15 protein-coding genes are annotated in these 16,175 nt (G+C 46.6%); 2 read left to right on the forward strand and 13 right to left on the reverse strand.

The features are described 5' to 3' along the window. The first annotated feature begins 161 nt into the window (after positions 1-161). Complete coding sequence (locus tag HRU42_RS18010) at positions 162-2,162, forward strand: TonB-dependent receptor (RefSeq protein ID WP_295033095.1); 2,001 nt, start codon at positions 162-164, stop codon at positions 2,160-2,162. Positions 2,163-2,232: 70 nt separating this feature from the next. Here the strand turns inward: HRU42_RS18010 and HRU42_RS18015 are convergent, their stop codons facing one another. The 12 genes from HRU42_RS18015 to HRU42_RS18070 form a co-directional block, all read right to left on the reverse strand. Beyond that, the gene (locus HRU42_RS18015) at positions 2,233-2,769 is read right to left on the reverse strand and encodes a thioredoxin family protein (protein ID WP_295033097.1); all 537 of its coding nucleotides are present in this window, start codon (positions 2,767-2,769) and stop codon (positions 2,233-2,235) included. 293 nt (positions 2,770-3,062) lie between these two features. Then, positions 3,063-4,079, reverse strand: a complete 1,017-nt coding sequence (gene hemB, locus HRU42_RS18020; protein ID WP_295033099.1) for a porphobilinogen synthase — start codon at positions 4,077-4,079, stop codon at positions 3,063-3,065. An 84-nt stretch (positions 4,080-4,163) separates the two neighbouring features. Next, complete coding sequence (locus HRU42_RS18025) at positions 4,164-6,029, reverse strand: diguanylate cyclase (RefSeq protein ID WP_295033101.1); 1,866 nt, start codon at positions 6,027-6,029, stop codon at positions 4,164-4,166. Beyond that, the gene (locus HRU42_RS18030) at positions 6,016-6,855 is read right to left on the reverse strand and encodes a TatD family hydrolase (protein ID WP_295033103.1); all 840 of its coding nucleotides are present in this window, start codon (positions 6,853-6,855) and stop codon (positions 6,016-6,018) included. Before HRU42_RS18030 ends, HRU42_RS18025 begins: the two co-directional genes overlap by 14 nt. Further along, positions 6,855-7,412, reverse strand: coding sequence for a hypothetical protein (locus HRU42_RS18035; RefSeq protein WP_295033105.1), 558 nt, complete (start codon positions 7,410-7,412; stop codon positions 6,855-6,857). The genes HRU42_RS18030 and HRU42_RS18035 overlap by 1 nt, the downstream gene beginning before the upstream one ends. Positions 7,413-7,488: 76 nt before the next feature. Next, positions 7,489-8,238: a twin-arginine translocase subunit TatC gene (tatC, locus tag HRU42_RS18040; protein WP_295033106.1), complete on the reverse strand. Its 750-nt coding sequence runs from the start codon at positions 8,236-8,238 to the stop codon at positions 7,489-7,491. Between the two features lie 3 nt (positions 8,239-8,241). Beyond that, the gene (gene tatB / locus HRU42_RS18045) at positions 8,242-8,646 is read right to left on the reverse strand and encodes a Sec-independent protein translocase protein TatB (protein ID WP_295033108.1); all 405 of its coding nucleotides are present in this window, start codon (positions 8,644-8,646) and stop codon (positions 8,242-8,244) included. Between the two features lie 6 nt (positions 8,647-8,652). Beyond that, a complete protein-coding gene (gene tatA, locus HRU42_RS18050; RefSeq protein WP_295033110.1) occupies positions 8,653-8,892 on the reverse strand; it encodes a twin-arginine translocase TatA/TatE family subunit in 240 nt (79 codons plus the stop codon). Between the two features lie 61 nt (positions 8,893-8,953). Further along, complete coding sequence (gene ubiB / locus HRU42_RS18055) at positions 8,954-10,603, reverse strand: ubiquinone biosynthesis regulatory protein kinase UbiB (protein WP_295033112.1); 1,650 nt, start codon at positions 10,601-10,603, stop codon at positions 8,954-8,956. 15 nt (positions 10,604-10,618) lie between these two features. After that, a complete protein-coding gene (locus HRU42_RS18060) occupies positions 10,619-11,236 on the reverse strand; it encodes an SCP2 sterol-binding domain-containing protein (protein WP_295033114.1) in 618 nt (205 codons plus the stop codon). A 73-nt stretch (positions 11,237-11,309) separates the two neighbouring features. Continuing rightward, positions 11,310-12,065: a bifunctional demethylmenaquinone methyltransferase/2-methoxy-6-polyprenyl-1,4-benzoquinol methylase UbiE gene (ubiE, locus tag HRU42_RS18065; RefSeq protein ID WP_295033116.1), complete on the reverse strand. Its 756-nt coding sequence runs from the start codon at positions 12,063-12,065 to the stop codon at positions 11,310-11,312. A gap of 223 nt (positions 12,066-12,288) precedes the next feature. Beyond that, positions 12,289-13,332, reverse strand: a complete 1,044-nt coding sequence (locus HRU42_RS18070; protein ID WP_295033117.1) for a formimidoylglutamase — start codon at positions 13,330-13,332, stop codon at positions 12,289-12,291. 281 nt (positions 13,333-13,613) lie between these two features. Here HRU42_RS18070 and HRU42_RS18075 point away from each other — a divergent pair, with 281 nt between their 5' ends. Then, positions 13,614-15,227, forward strand: a complete 1,614-nt coding sequence (locus HRU42_RS18075; RefSeq protein ID WP_295033119.1) for a prolyl oligopeptidase family serine peptidase — start codon at positions 13,614-13,616, stop codon at positions 15,225-15,227. A gap of 79 nt (positions 15,228-15,306) precedes the next feature. On the opposite strand, the gene rraA is transcribed toward HRU42_RS18075, so the two are convergent. Further along, a complete protein-coding gene (gene rraA, locus HRU42_RS18080; RefSeq protein ID WP_295033120.1) occupies positions 15,307-15,792 on the reverse strand; it encodes a ribonuclease E activity regulator RraA in 486 nt (161 codons plus the stop codon). Between the last annotated feature and the right edge of the window lie 383 nt (positions 15,793-16,175).

Raw genomic sequence — 16,175 nt, forward strand, 5'->3', positions numbered from 1 at the left:
TGAGTGAGCTGATGGTACTGTTTGTTCATGACAGACTCTGAATTTGTGTGTGAGAACTAAAATTCTGCCTTCAGCTCTCTCACTTTTCAACCTTAATCTGTTGCACTTATTGTATTACTCCAGCCATACTACAAGCTGATCGTCCTTATACTGCTGCACATGTGAAAGATGGACAAGATCCAAGTGATTATAGAAGTTGGATTGGTTTGAGCCAGACGGGCCGTACACTAGATATGGGCCCCAATGGCGGCTGGGAATATCAGACGCCATTCACTAACGCAGGTTTGGATTGTGCCGATGTTTATGGTGACAATTTCATTGGTCCACTGGGTGACAGTAAGTATGCTGGTGAGACATCTTGCGCCTATGATTATACCAAAGCAGCCTATCTTGATGTCGACCAAGAGCGTACATCTACCCTAATAAATTACACATATAACCTCAGTGATGATATTGAATTAACTGCACGCGCCTACTGGGCATCGAATAAGACCACTGATATCTCAGCACCCATTCCCGGTAAAATTAAATTCACTGATGCTATGCCAGCATATACTACCGCAGAAGGGCTAGATCTACGCGCTGTCCCAGAAGGTGGCTCTATGAAGTATCGTTTCGATACCGCTGGTAACCGCGTTCGTGAAACCACCGATAATATCTATGACTTCCTCCTTGCTCTCGATGGCATCACAGATAGCTTCGATTGGAATACATCTGTTTCATATAACAAGTATGACGTATTTAAGTGGGGAACGGGTTATCAATTGATTGGTGCAACTACCGATCTTGTAGGCGCTTGGAATGAGGATACTAATTCATTTGAAGGTTGGGACCCACGCGATCCTAATTCAGAAACTCCAGCGGGTGCGACGGCAAACTCAGATGCACGCCTAACCAGTAGCGCATTAGAGATTGATGGTGGTCTTAGCTTCGAATTGTTCGAACTCGCTGGAGGCTCAACAGGCTTGTATGTAGGTGCATCTTACCGTGAAGAGAAACTCGACTCACAAGTTGATGCTCTTGATGAAGCTGGCTTGATTGATGGTGGTAGTGGTGGAGCCGGTGGTAGTGGTGAGCGTGATGTGAAAGCGGTATTTATGGAGATGGCTTTCCCTGTTCTGGATAACCTAGAGCTAAATATTGCGGCTCGTTATGATGAATACTCTGACTTTGGCGGCACGTTTAACCCACAGGTTTCGGTGCGTTATAACGTGCTGGAGCCCTTGTTAATTCGTGCATCATGGGGCACAGGCTTCAGAGCACCCACCTTGGAAGATCTGAATCAATCTACCAGTGTTGGCTATAGCAATGTGACTAACTATCTTAAGTGCTATCAAGATGGCTTGGGCATAGATGGCTGTGATATTAAAGATAATATACCCGTTTCTATCGGTCGTAATGAAAACTTAGGCCCAGAAGAGTCTGAAAGCTATAACCTAGGTATAGTTTGGGATATTACCGATAATTTCAACATGTCAGTGGATTACTGGTCACTGGAGACTGAAGGGCTAATTGGTTCACTGAATAATAGTGAAATCACGCAAACTCAAGCTGAACTTTGGCAAATGACCGACGCTGCAGGGCAACCTCGTCCCGATGTCAGTGTAATCTATCCAGGCACATCAATTAGCCAGAATGGTGCGGGCAAATTAACCGCGATGGATAACGTGCTACAGAATATTGGTCTGAGTGAGCGCCAAGGTGTTGATACTAAATTTGCGTCTACATTTGAAACTGAAATGGGTGACTTTAAGCTAGGCCTTGCCTGGTCTCACTATATTAAGTACACAGATTCAAGCCCTGAAGGTGGCGTACAGACTATTTCACGTAACTGGAGTGGTACCGAAGATTACCCGGATGATCGGGTAAACTTTACCGCTAACTACCTAGTGGGCGATCATAGCTTGTTCTATCAAGCGGATTATATCGATCACCAGTCTACTACTGATGAGAATGAAGATGGTAGCAGTTACCAGATTGATTCTGTGGTCTACCATACGTTGAGCTACACCTATAATATGCCTTGGAACAACAGTGTTTCGGCGGGTGTTAATAACTTAACTGATGAAGACCCAAGATTTGATATCTCCGGTGAGTATGATCGCGGTACTTATGACATTATTGGTCGTTCTTACTGGGTGTCTTTCACTCAAGCTTTCTAAACTGAGTTAATTGAAATAACCGCTACAGAAAAGGCACTCATCGAGTGCCTTTTTTTGATTCTAAATTTGATTAGTTTAGAATTTTTGCTAAATCAATTTCTAATGACACTTCAGGACGCTCTACTATTCGGCCAATCTCTTCGCCCTTTTGCATCACGATGAAAGTAGGGATTCGGCTAAACTCATATTGGGCGGCTAAACCTTCAGGGTCGGTTTTAGTGCGATCTATGCCGATATAAGTCACCTTAATATTCGGGTTATTCAGCTCTTCCATGATGCGGATGAAACGCGGTGTCTCACGATGACAATCTGGGCACCAGGTGCCAATAATTACAATGATTTCAGTGGTCTCATCGAGCGACTTGAGTGGAGCTATCGCCGCAGTATCTACCTGGTATTCTTTATAGTCTTCAGTAAACTCGTCGAGTTCGCTGACTAAGGTTTGTGCTTCTACTAATCCGGTTAATATCACTTCTTGTTTCTCCTCGCTGCATGTGGCGATAAAGCCATCTTGCTTATCTTCGAATGCACAGCCACTGTTTGCAAGAGTTTGGCAGCTAAAAAAGAGGGCTGTAGTGGCAAGTAATGCCTTGACGTTATGGTTCATGATAATACCTTAGGCTCGGGGGGAATGACTAGTGCTGCTTGGGTTGAGCGACAAACATATTTAAGCATTTAGCTCTAGTGAGGAGAAGCGCTAGGTTAGCTAAAGCTTGGTTCGATCACGTTGCAATGTTGAATTTAGTTGTGTCGATCACAATTTTCATCAAGACGACCATTGGTTCCGGCTAAGCTGGAAGTAGTGGCAGCCGAGAGGGTAATACCAATTCCAGAAGGTCATAGCCGATAAATAAAAAGCCGCAATAAATGCGGCTAAAATTGAATAACATCAAGACGAAATTACTTGATTTTATCTTCTTTTAACCACTGAGCCGCGCGCTTAGCAAAGTAGGTCAGTACGCCGTTGGCGCCAGCACGTTTGAAGCAAAGTAGTGACTCCATCACTATGGCTTTCTCGGCTAGCCAACCATTCTCGATGGCCGCCATGTGCATGGCATATTCACCACTGACTTGGTAGGCGAACGTTGGTACGGCCAACTCACGTTTTACCCGGGTGACTATGTCTAGGTAAGGCATGCCTGGTTTGACCATGACCATGTCGGCACCTTCCTGAATATCCAGCGCGACTTCATGCAGCGCCTCATCACTGTTGGCAGGATCCATCTGGTAACTATGCTTGTTGCCTCCCTTGAGGTTACTGGCAGAGCCGACAGCGTCGCGGAAAGGGCCATAGTAGTTAGAAGAGTATTTAGCCGAGTAAGCCATGATCTGCGTGTTAACGTGACCCGCCGCTTCCAATGCCTGACGTATGGCCCCGATGCGGCCATCCATCATGTCCGATGGCGCCACAATATCGGCTCCGGCTTCGGCATGGGACAGGGCTTGCTTGACTAAGATCTCTGTGGTGATGTCGTTAACAATATAACCGTCTTCATCTATGATGCCGTCTTGGCCATGGGTGGTAAATGGATCCAGTGCTACATCTGTCATCACACCAAGATCGGGGAAGGCTTCTTTTAGCGCACGTACGGCGCGCTGGGCCAAGGCATCTGCACTGTAAGCTTCTTCCGCTAGCAGTGTCTTCTTCTCCGAGGGCGTTACCGGAAAGAGGGCAATCAAGGGAATGCCCAACTCGACTAGCTCTGCTGCCTCTTTAAGCAAGAGATCTATGGAGTAGCGCTCGATACCTGGCATAGAGGCGATGGTTTCGGTGCGATTATTGCCTTCGATCACAAACATGGGGTAGATTAAATCATTTACCGAGAGGGTATTTTCGGCCATCAAGCGGCGGCTGAAATCGTGTTTACGCATGCGGCGCATTCTGCGCTGAGGAAAAGCACTGGTAATTATATTCACTTTCGACTCCTAACTAATACTCAGATAATCTTCTGTGTGGAATAGCCACTAATGGGGTTTTCTGAGTGTTGTTGATTATATGACTTAAAGAGATTCGGTATAAACCATGACTCGGTTTCTTCCCTCGTTCTTAGCGCGATAGAGGGCCTTATCGGCTTGCTCGAGTAGCTTAGTTGGATCTTGCTCCCCGTCGACGATTTCGGCGCTGACACCGATACTTATCGTCAGTGGTATTGAGCGTTCTTTCCAACGGATGGGCAGTTCAGAAATCGTTTGTCGGATCAGCTCAGCGACCTGCATGGCCCCCTCCTCATCTGTGTTGGGCAGTATGATAGCAAATTCTTCTCCGCCAAAACGTGATAACAAATCGCCTGGACGTTTTAATTGTTCTTTCAATGTCTTTGCGATTAACCTTAGGGTCTGATCCCCGGCAAGATGGCCGTGATTATCATTGATGGACTTGAAGCGATCGATATCTAACATCAATAGTGCCATAGGTGTTTGTTGTCTTCGGCTTAGGCGTCCCTCTGCGAGTAGGCGTTTATCGAATGCCGCTCGATTCTTTACGCCGGTTAGGCTGTCTATGGTGGCCTTCTCGGTAAGTTTTTGGTTGGCCTCATTGAGTTCGCGTAGGGCAACCTCCAGTTCGAGAGTTCTCTCCTGCACTTTCTGCTCTAGTTTCTCATTACTCTGGGCTTCGACTCTCAGGGCATCTTCGCGGGCCTCACGGATACGTTGCGCCTGGATAGTGGCTTCTTGCTCAATCTTTAGCTTTGATTTGCGCTCATCATTATATCTGATGGCCAGCACGGCAGCCATGAGGATGATTTCGAATAATAGGCCCAGCATTAAAGGGGTTAAATGGGAGACCGGTAGCTCGATTAACCCTAGATACATGGCACAGGTCACAAAAGAGCCAACTAACATGCCGCTCCAGGCTAAGGTGTACAGCTTAGCGAGTTTATGGCCCTTGAGTGCCTGTATGATGGCCATGCCCATCAAGACGGCACTCACGATAAGCACGCTGATGATATTGATGTACAGGCCTAATGAGTAATTTAACCAGGGAGTCACTAACGCCAGCATGACAGCAAAACTGGCGCCATAGCGGCAGATCCTGAGCATACGCAGGTTATGGTATTTAAGCTGTAATACTTTCTCGGTAAACAGCAGGGCAAAAAATATCGTGGTAGGGATAAGGAATGGGATCATGTACTTTTGTAACAAGGGCCATTGTGGCCAGATGAAACGAAATGCAAACCCCTCCAGCGTCGCCACCAACAGGGTCACTGACAATACGTAACCCGTATAATAACGATAGCTAAACGAATGGGAACTGATGGCAATAAACAGGCTAAATAGTCCGATTGCGGTGAGCGCCCCTAGCTGAAAGCCCTTGGTGAGTGAGCTAAATTCGACATGTTTGGCAAATGATTTAGGTGACGATAGGCTCAGGGGGAGATATGCACTGCCTTCGGTCTCTATTCTGAAATAAAAAGTATGTGTAACATTCGGTTCAAGATTAAAGGGATAGATAAAATGGTTACTTATGATGGGTCTTTGTGCAAATGGCAGGCTGTTTCCCATGAGCGCCCGATCGATCACTTCGCCGTTCACCACATGATAGAGGGAAGCGAGATCGATATGGGGGTTGGCCAATGACAGGATACGCTTTATCGGTATCTTGTTGTCGTTATAAAAACTGAACTTAACCCAGAATGCATCTATGCCGATACGATTGTGATAGGCCGGGGTTAAACGCCGCCAAGATCTGGAGTCTAGATCTCTCACTGAGTCTATGTCGTCAGCATTTTTTGCCTGAGTGTAGTACAGCCAATGTGCCAGTTGCAGGACTCCATCATCATCTCCTACGGCGAGTATGGTCTCAGCGCGAGACTGAGCACTGAAGATGAGAGTGAAGCAGAAGAGAATAACGCTAAGATGCTTCATGGGGTTCACATCTCTCTAGGCTGAAATTTTGTCGTTGATTGAGACCAAAGAAGTCGACACTATTTTCATAGACTCGCTGGGCAAATTCTTGGTGATCTTGGCCTCTGAGATCGGCGATATATGCAGAGATATAGGGCAGGTATTGCGGCTTATTCTTACTCGACTTAGGCTTAGGTCGCATGCTGCGGGGAAGTAAATATGGGCTGTCGGTCTCGATGAGTATTCGATTGCCCGGGATGTCTGTGACTAATTCGGCAAGTTCCTGACCTCGGCGTTCATCGCACACCCAGCCAGTGATCCCCAGGTGAAGATCTAACTCCAAATAGGCTTGCATACTTTGTCTGTTGCCGGTGAAGCAGTGTAGTAAGGCTCCGGGCAGGGAGGAGCGATAGTCTGTTAAAATAGCCAAGAAGTCTTCATGGGCATCGCGCTCATGCATGAGTACCGGCATTTGCAGTTCAGCCGCCAGTGCGAGCTGTGCTTCGAAGGCTTTTCTTTGCATGGGTCTGGGGGAAAAGTCGCGATTGTAGTCTAGGCCACATTCGCCGATGGCAACGACCTGAGGCTGTGCGGCGAGTCGCTGGAGCCGCTCACTGCTGTCGGCCTGCCATTCGCTGGCATTATGTGGGTGTACACCTGCGGTGCAGAAGAGGTGTTGAGGGTATTGCTGGCAACACCTTATCGCTTGGTCGCTCTTATCGAGATCGCTACCAATAACAATAAGCGGCGATACCCCTTGGGCCGCCGCATCTTGAATAACCTCATCAATATTTTTTTCGAGGGCGCTGCCAATGAGGTTGACAGCGATATCTATATATTTAGACATTACTTGAGGCGTTTAATTCTGATGGTAGAGTTGCGATCATCAGTGCCTAAGATGAAAGAGCCGAGTGCCGCTTTTTCAATAAACACAGTTTGTCCCTCTTTAACCTTATAGTGGCGGCTTTCACTCTGTTTCCAGACCTGGCCATTGCTAAAGCTGATCTTAAGGGCGCCATAAACATCTTTAGAGATTGAGGTTATCTCCATATAGATCTTAGTGATTTCTTGTTTGGCTTCCTCTTTGGTTTGCTTAAGATTTTGATTGCCAAACTCAGCTTCGATTTTGGTGGCAAGCGTGCTAGGGATAGCCGTTACAGATTGGGCCTGGGACGCTGCGGCCACACTCGTCGCAGTAACAGCTGTTGTGACTGTTGCAGTACTCGTCGATATGCTACTGGTGGCGTTTGGCGCGCTGTTTACGCTTGCCGCTATCTGGTCATAACAGATCAAGCGTTCTAACTTATCCGCCTCGGCACTACAGGACAGCAGGTCTTGTTCAAGGCCTGCTGTTGCTTGTGTCGATACGAGTATCGCTGCTGCGGTGATCCAACTTATGCGCATTAATATTTTCCCTTATGATATTTGAGCGCGCCATGTTTAACTAATCGGCTTTTGCTTATTTAGTTTTCTGGCCAGGTTAATCCTGTTTTTCTTGCTCGTCGTCGTCTTCTTCATCCTTTTTACTGTAGAAACGCGCAGCAATCAATCCCCCTTCGAATAATATCAGCATAGGCACTGCCAACATAGTCTGAGAAATGATGTCTGGTGGCGTCAGTAGCATGCCTAAAACGAAGGCGCCGACAACAATATAAGGCCGCTTGGACTTGAGCTCATCCGGCGTGGTGACACCTGCCCAGCAGAGTAAGACCACAGCGATGGGGATCTCGAAGGCCAAACCGAAGGCAAAGAAGAGCTTAAGCACGAAGTTCAGATAGCTGCTGATGTCCGTTGCCACCTGAACGCCTTCTGGTGCAGCGCTGGCAAAAAAACCAAATACCACAGGAAAAACAACATAATAAGAGAAGGCTATGCCCAGATAAAACAGCAGCGTGCTACTGGCGAGCAGAGGCATCATCAAACGCTTCTCATGCTTATATAGGCCGGGTGCAATAAACGACCAGATTTGATATAAGACATAAGGGATGGCGATAAAGAAAGATAACACCAGAGTTAGCTTGAAGGGCGCGAAGAATGGCGCCGCTACATCGGTTGCAATCATGCTACTGGATTCAGGCAGAGCCTGCATCAGAGGCGTTGCCATATAGTGGTAAATATCATTGGACCAATAGGCCAGACAAGCAAAAATCACGAGCACGCTGCCAGTTGCGTGAAGCAGGCGGGTGCGTAGCTCGAGTAGATGAGTGATAAGAGGCTGCTGTTGAGACATGGACTACCCGTTAGGTTTTTCAGTTGAGCTAGTTGAGTTAGTCTCAGTGGTATTTGTCGTCGAAGGTGTAGGATCTGCGGCCACATCGGCGTTAGCCGAAGGTGTATCTTCTACCTTATAGGGACGATTAACTGATTGAGCTGCGTCTTTTAATTGATCGATTGATTCCTGTAACTCGGGAGAAAGATTCTTTAAACCCTGACTTTCAGCCTTTTTCAGATCTGAATGCAGTTGCTCAATTTTAAGCTCCTGCTCGAGTTCATCTTTCACCGAATTCGCCATACTTTTCATGGCGCGGATCCAACCTGTAATTGAGCGGATTGCTAACGGTAATCTTTCAGGGCCGAGTACGACAAGCCCTAAAATACCGATCAACAATAGCTCCATAAAGCCTATACCGTCGAACATAAGGAATTACGCCTGTTCTTTATCCTTAGACTCCGGCTTCTTTTCAGGAGCCGCTGCAGAAGTTTTGGTTAAGTCTGAGCCATTCTCTTCTAACGATTTCTTGTCGTCTTCGCTAGACATGGCGTTCTTAAATCCTTTGATCGCGCCGCCTAAGTCGCCACCAAGTGAACGTAACTTCTTGGTACCAAATAATAAAATTACGATCACAGCTATGATCAGAAGTTGCCAAATACCCATGTTACCCATGACGTTTACCTCGTAAAAATGTGTATAGTTCTATTATGAACTTATCGTTAATTAGTGCTAGCTAAAATTTGTGATTCTTTGGCCTAGATCGCCAACCGAGCAACCATAATAGGGCGCCCATGGTGAAACAGGTATAAGAGGCCCATAGTGTAGCGTCTTGATTAAACAAAAGAGTGCCACAGATCACTAAAACTGCGGATGTGAGTAAAAGATAGTTACTCTTATGAGCCTTTTGTTGCTGTTTAAGGTAGCGATCCAGCATCTTGTTCTGTGATTTGACAAAATTCTTGCCCACCTTGAGGTTGTCGTACACCAGCTCTGGGAGCTCGGGGAGTTTATCCGCCCAGTATGGCATCTCTTGCTTGATCTTCTTTGCCATCGCCTTGGGGCCGACTTGTTCCGACATCCAATCTTCTAGGAAAGGTTTGGCAGTTTGCCAAAGATCCAGCTGAGGATAGAGCTGACGCCCTAATCCTTCGATATAGAGCAGTGTCTTTTCCAGTAGCACCAGCTGAGGCTGAACCACTATATCGAAGCGTCTCGCGGTGCGAAATAGCTCAAGTAAGACATGACCAAAAGAAATTTCATCCAATGGCTTGTTGAACATGGGCTCACACACGACCTTGACGGCCTGCTCGAACGCGCCGATATCGGTATCGGCGGAGACCCAACCAGACTCGATATAGAGTTGGGCAATTCTGCGGTAGTCGCGATTGAAGAAGGCGAGGAAGTTTTCTGCCAGATAGCGTTTATCCTCATCGGTCAAGGTGCCCATGATGCCGCAATCTAGTCCGATATAGTAAGGATCATCCGGATGCTCTCGGCTGACAAATATGTTGCCCGGGTGCATATCGGCGTGGAAGAAGTTATCTCGAAATACCTGAGTGAAAAATAGTTCTACACCGCGCTCGGCCAATCTTTTCAGGTTAGTGCCTTGGGCTTTCAATGCCGCCATATCTGAGACCGGGATGCCGTAGACCCGCTCCATCACGATTAGACGTCTGAAACAGAGATCTTCATACATATAGGGAACGTAAAGCGACCCTGAGTCGAGGAAGTTGTTTCTGAGTCTGATGGCATTGAGGGCTTCTAACTTGAGATTCAGCTCTCCCTCTATGGTCGTACGATAGTCTTCGATCACTTCGGCTGGGCGCAAACGGTTACCCTGACCCAGTAATGCCTCAAGAAAGTTAGCGGTCTGAGACATGAGTAGAAGATCGGCTTGGACCTGGGCTTCTACATTTGGCCGCAGCACCTTGAGTACCACAGCCTTGCCGTTGGATTTTAGCGTCGCCGTGTGGACTTGTGAAATAGAAGCCGATGCCAATGGAATGTCATCGAAATCTTCGAAATAGGTGTCGATTGGTTTGCCTAGCTCGGTTTCGATCATCTCTCTGGCGATGGCTGAGTCGAAGGGGGGCACTCTGTCTTGCAACATGGCAAGTTCTTCGGCCCATTCGTCACTGAGTAGGTCTCGTCTGGTAGAAAGCATCTGGCCAAACTTGATATAAACGGGCCCCAGCTCTTGCATGGCAAGCTTTAGACGCTCACCGCCTATCTTGTCCTTGTGCTGGTTTCTAATCCAGAATAGACCGCAACGAAGGAATCTGAAGTACCAGGGAGTCATTTTAGCAGGAATTAACTCATCGAGCCCATGGTGAAGGGATATCTTGATAACTTGATAAGCTCGTCTGATACTTTTTAGCGTCATGTCTTAACGTTCGCCTTATTTAGGAGAGTGGCCTTGTAGGTGTTTGATTCGTTTTTCTATGGCGTCAACATCTGCCACCAGATCATCGATTCTATCACCGAAATGAATAAATTCGATTTTATGGGGGGCTAACTTATATTCTTCGGTGGTTAATTGACCTATATGGGAGCGACTCTTGTGTAAGACGTTAGTGAGATCGGATTTGATTTGCTTAACCCCTCTCGTTAAAAAGTGAGTCGGAGCATCGCCAATATAGCGGGATATAGGCTCGGCGAAATCGAACTCCACCTGATGCATATAATGACTGAAGGTCTGCAGCAAGCTGAGATCGCCTTCGATACTGAGCTTGTCTTGCTTTATCAGCTCGGTGAGGTTAGCCCCTTCGGTTAATTGATATAGGGTGGTTATATCGGCATTGACCTTAGTGGTGATTTCACCTTCATATTTGCTTAACACCTGAATTTCACCGGCAAAAACTAGATAGATTGGCCAGCTGAGCTGGCTCAATTGAATACAAAGGACCTTGCCATGTAGAGTACGCAATTTGGCATACTCCTCGGGAGACTGAGCGAGGACTTGCTTGAAAGCCGTCTCAAGCCCGGCGCTGAGTAGCAATGCCATTTCACGTTTCATAAATTATCCAATGACTGAATTCAGGCTCGTATTCGGACTATTGTTGTTGAGTATAATGGCTCAAATGCGAGAGTTAAAACTTGTAGCCTTTATGGAGAGCAACTATGCCATCTGTCATGTTGGTGTAGTCAACCTGCTCAAAACCAGCCTCGACCATCATACCTTTTAAGGTTTCTTGATCTGGGTGCATGCGAATCGATTCAGCCAGATATTCATAACTGTCGGCATCTTGGGTAATGAGTGCGCCCATTTTTGGCATTATTTTGAAGCTGTAAAGATCATAAATCTTGCGCATCAAGTCATGCTTTGGCTTGGAGAATTCAAGAATTAATAGCTTCCCACCTGGCTTAAGCACGCGCAGCATGGAGCGGATAGCCGCATCTTTATCGGTGACATTCCTCAAGCCAAAGGCGATGGTGATGATATCGAAATGATTATCGGGGAATGGCAGGGCTTCGGCGTTAGCCTGAACATAGTTAACATTGCCAACAATGCCCTTGTCTCTGAGCTTCTCACGACCGACCTTGAGCATGGAATCGTTGATATCGGCAAGTGTTACCTGGCCTCTTTCGCCGACGAGGTGAGAGAACTTTGCGGTTAAGTCGCCAGTACCACCGGCAAGATCTAACACCTTCATGCCTGGTCGAGCGCCTGAGCTTTCGATGGTAAAACGTTTCCACATGCGGTGGATACCGAAAGACATGACATCATTCATGATGTCATATTTGGCTGCAACAGAATGAAATACGCCAGCGACCATGTCGGCCTTCTGATCCGCCTCAACCGTTTTATAACCGAAATGGGTACTTTTGTCTGTGCCCTGTGACATCTGCTTGTTCCTGTTGGTGCAATTGTTATAAGCGAGTGTAAGCCATTCATTCATGTCGCAGAATGTCTCATCAAGCACATTGTGATCGATGCTAGTTATCCGGACTCGAAATTGTTGAAAATGCGCGTTGGCGCAGGCTTTCGTAAATTTGACTGCGCATTACAGCATACTATGCCTCAATGGTGAATAGGGTGAGAGAAATATAGGCTAAACCTAGGTGGCTCTACCCTATCTGTTGTGATTCTCGCCTGCCTTGGATGTAGGCATAAATGAGCTCGCTGATACTCTGGCCTGTTTCGCGATAACCGGCCGCTATGCCGGCGACATGACAGCTGGGTGCAGCCTCCGCTAAGTGCAGATAGGTACAGGGAGTATTCCTGGCTATGGTGCTGACATAATGTAGGGCGTCCAGCAGTGGTATTCCCGCAGCCGTCGAGGCACTGCTGGGCATATTGATGATGGCATCGAGATCCAGCTCAAGCGCGACTGGTAGCTGGCTGTCGTTGAGGCGCGTGACTATCTCATCTAATGCCGACTCCAGGGTGATTTCTCGGCGTACCCAGATAGACTGCAAGGTGTGCCAGTGGCCACCGAAGGTGCTGAGCTGCTCTAGGGTTGCTTCACTGTTCTTGAGTTCATGCATACCCAGTACATGGTAGTAACCCAATGCGCCACTGGCCGCCGCATAGCTAAAACCATTGCCGCTATGACGACCTTCACGTGGGCGAAAATCGGAATGGGGATCTAAGTTTACCGCCGCGACTTTTTTGTTATGAGTGTTTTTAACCGCCATCAATAAGCCATAAGCATTGTTATGGCCGCCGCCGATAACGATAGGCTCTAGGCCCGCCGCTATTATCTGGCTGGCTACCGAAATTACACGCTCATCAAGCAACTCAACATTTTTTCTCAGTGAATCCGCAGCGGCACCAGCGGCGAGTTGTAGGTCGTCTGTCTGTATCTGGCCCAGGATCAGGCACTCGTTGCCACTGAAGAAGCGATTAGATTGTAAGTTGAGAAATTGAGCCATGGCCGATTCGAAGGCATCGGTTGCGCCGCCGCGGCCTAAGTTGGCGCGTGGACCTATGTCTTCGCCTATGCCCAGGATGACGAAACGTACGCCACTGGCTTTAGCGTCATTGAGTGTGTCGGTGAAAGGATTCGCGCTATCGCAACAGTGAACCGTTTGGGCAAGTTTGGTTTCACCGTCACGAATTGAAACGAGTTGCCGACACATTTGTGTTGTAAAAGGAATAAGATATTGCATGTCTGTTTAGTGCTTATTGTGATGCTTATGGATATATTGTGACTTAATCTATGATTCGAAGGCAATCAAAGAATCACATCGATGAGATTCAACGTTCATCGTTTATCGCTAAATATATGCGAAAATCTGGTTTAGAAACATCCATAGCTTAATCGATTAGATGATTGAAATATAAAGTGTTACCCGTGTAAATATGGTTCGGTGATTGTTGAGTTTATGATGCAGAGGCACTAAGCTGTGCGACCCTGTTAATATTGTTGTTATTTCTAATCGAGGCACGGATGACCCGAATCATTTTCTCTCTCTTTTTACTTTTGTCGAGTTTGGTAGCCCAAGCCGAGCTACTACCCACAGAAGCTTTTGGTTTATTGCCGCAATCGGAGCAAGTTAAGCTCTCTCCCGATGGGAATAAGTTCTCTTACCTCTTTAATTATCAAGGTAAAACATTAATTGGTGTCACTAACATAGAGACGGGAAAGAATCATTTCATCGTAAAGACAGATAATGTGAAGTTTAAAATATCTTGGTATAAATGGGCTAATAATGACCTTCTGCTTGTGAGCGCCGATTACCCTGTTAAGCGCGGAGGCGTGAAGTATACCGAAGCCAGGCTGCTCAAGATCCGAGCCGATGGCACGGGGAAGGCCGAGAAGGTTCTGCGGTTTAAACGGGGAGAGAGGAGTCCGCAATTGCAGAATAATATTATCGATCTTCTTCCCGATGAGCCTAACTATATACTGATGGCGCTCGATCTTAAGATAGCAAACAGACCCGATGTATATAAAGTTAATTTAAGCTCAAAATTCAAACGAGAACTTGTTTATAGAAGCAAGAGTCATATCTCTCATTGGCTTACAGATCGTCAGCATAGGGTGCGACTGGGTTATGGACGCGATGAGACTAAAATTTTCTATCGTCTCCATGATCTCAAGACAGATGAGTGGCGTAATATCTGGGAGTATGAGATTTTCGATGCCCCAGATATCACGCCATTAGGCTTTGGCTTGAATCCATCTCATCTCTATATCCGTGCCATACACAATGATAGATACGCCATCTTTATGGTCGATGTATCGAGTAAACAGTTAGCCCAAACCTTAGTTTATGCCGATGAAAATTATGATATCGAAGGATCGTTAATATATTCGAAGAAGAGCAAGGATGTTATAGGCGTTTATCATGGTGAAGCCAGTGATGCGAAACACTTTTTCGCCCCTGATCACGCTAATTTTCAGCGAGCCTTAAATAATGCGATTCCCGATGCCTATAACAATATTGTCAGCATGAGTGATGATGAAAATAAATACATCCTTTTTACCAGTAACCCCAAGAACCCTGGGGCATATTACTTAGGCGACCGAAAAGAGCAGCGATTAGACTTTATTCTCGATGAATATCCACTTCTGTTTCAGAAGTCGCTACCAGAGAAAACTAAAATCACTTATCAGGCTCGTGACGGACTCAAGATAGAGGGGTATATCACTCTACCTTATGATGATGTTGAGCCTAAAAATGCCGCCTTAATCATACCCCATGGTGGTCCCATGGCTCGTAACTACGGTGGATTCGATTGGTTTTCACAGTTTTTCGCTAGCCGTGGTTACATCATACTCGAGCCCAATTTTCGCGGTTCATCGGGATACGGATTCGAATTCGAAATGGCGTCGATGCAGAAGTGGGGCGGCGCGATGCAAGATGATCTTGCCGATGGGGCTCGTTGGCTAACGGAGAACTACCCGGTGGATAAGCAGCGTATCTGTATTCTAGGTGCCAGCTATGGGGGTTATGCGGCAATGATGGCTGCTGTTAAGCAGCAAGACGTGTTTCGCTGTGCCGCTAGTTTTGCCTTCGATGAATTCCTGAGTAAACATTTGCAAACGGACACTAAATTGTAAATCTGGGCCTGTCAGTCTGGCTTAAACTAAAAAGGATGATTGCACGCAATCATCCTTTTTTTGTCTTATCTCGAGCTGCTTAATCGATATCTAAAGGCTCTGGCGAGAGTATGATACCTGTGTTGTCGGCATAGACATGATCCAATGGCAAGAAAGTGACGCCACCGAAGTTTACCGGGATCTCCAGTTCCCCTACTGAATGGACATCTGCACCGACCGGAATAGAGGCGAGTGCCTGAATGCCAATATCGAGATCTTCCAGCGCATCGACATCTCTCACCGAGCCGTAGATGATGATGCCTTCCCATTTATTCTCTACCGCGATCTGGGCAATAGAGGAATCGAGCAGCGCGCGTCTCAAAGAGCCGCCACCATCTACAAGTAAAACCCTACCTTCACCATCTTGTTGAAGCGCTTCAGCGATAAGGCCGTTATCTTCGAAACATTTAATCGTGCTGATTGAGCCACCGAATGAGTTACAACCACCATAGTTACTGAACATGGGCTCGACAACATCGACGACATCGATGTAAGTGTCACAAAGTTCTGAGGTGTTGTATTCCATAGTCATACTCCTGTAGATCGATATTGTGCTGAGTCGTGCACAATTTGACGAGATAAGGCCAGTATATAAGGGATTCTTAAAAAGAAAAGTGTTATCAATCACGCAATTGTTGATATTTGCACCTATTGACAGCTTTGTTGTAAAGTTTCTTTGCCTGCGCAATAAACCGATGACGAATCTGATGCAGGTCATTAAATCACGTATTTTAATTACATGCATGACCTAAGTTTGTTAGCATATGCTTAGATTAAATTAGTTAATGGTGCCAGCCATAGTAAAAGGCTAAAAATTTGTTCTCCTACTAAGCTTTAATTATTGGTTATAGTAGGAGAGCCGTTATGCCGCGTCCCAGAAGAACTCAAATCAGTATTGAAGACACTTCC

This window comes from Shewanella sp. (genome assembly GCF_013214165.1).
In the GTDB taxonomy this organism is placed as follows: domain Bacteria; phylum Pseudomonadota; class Gammaproteobacteria; order Enterobacterales; family Shewanellaceae; genus Shewanella.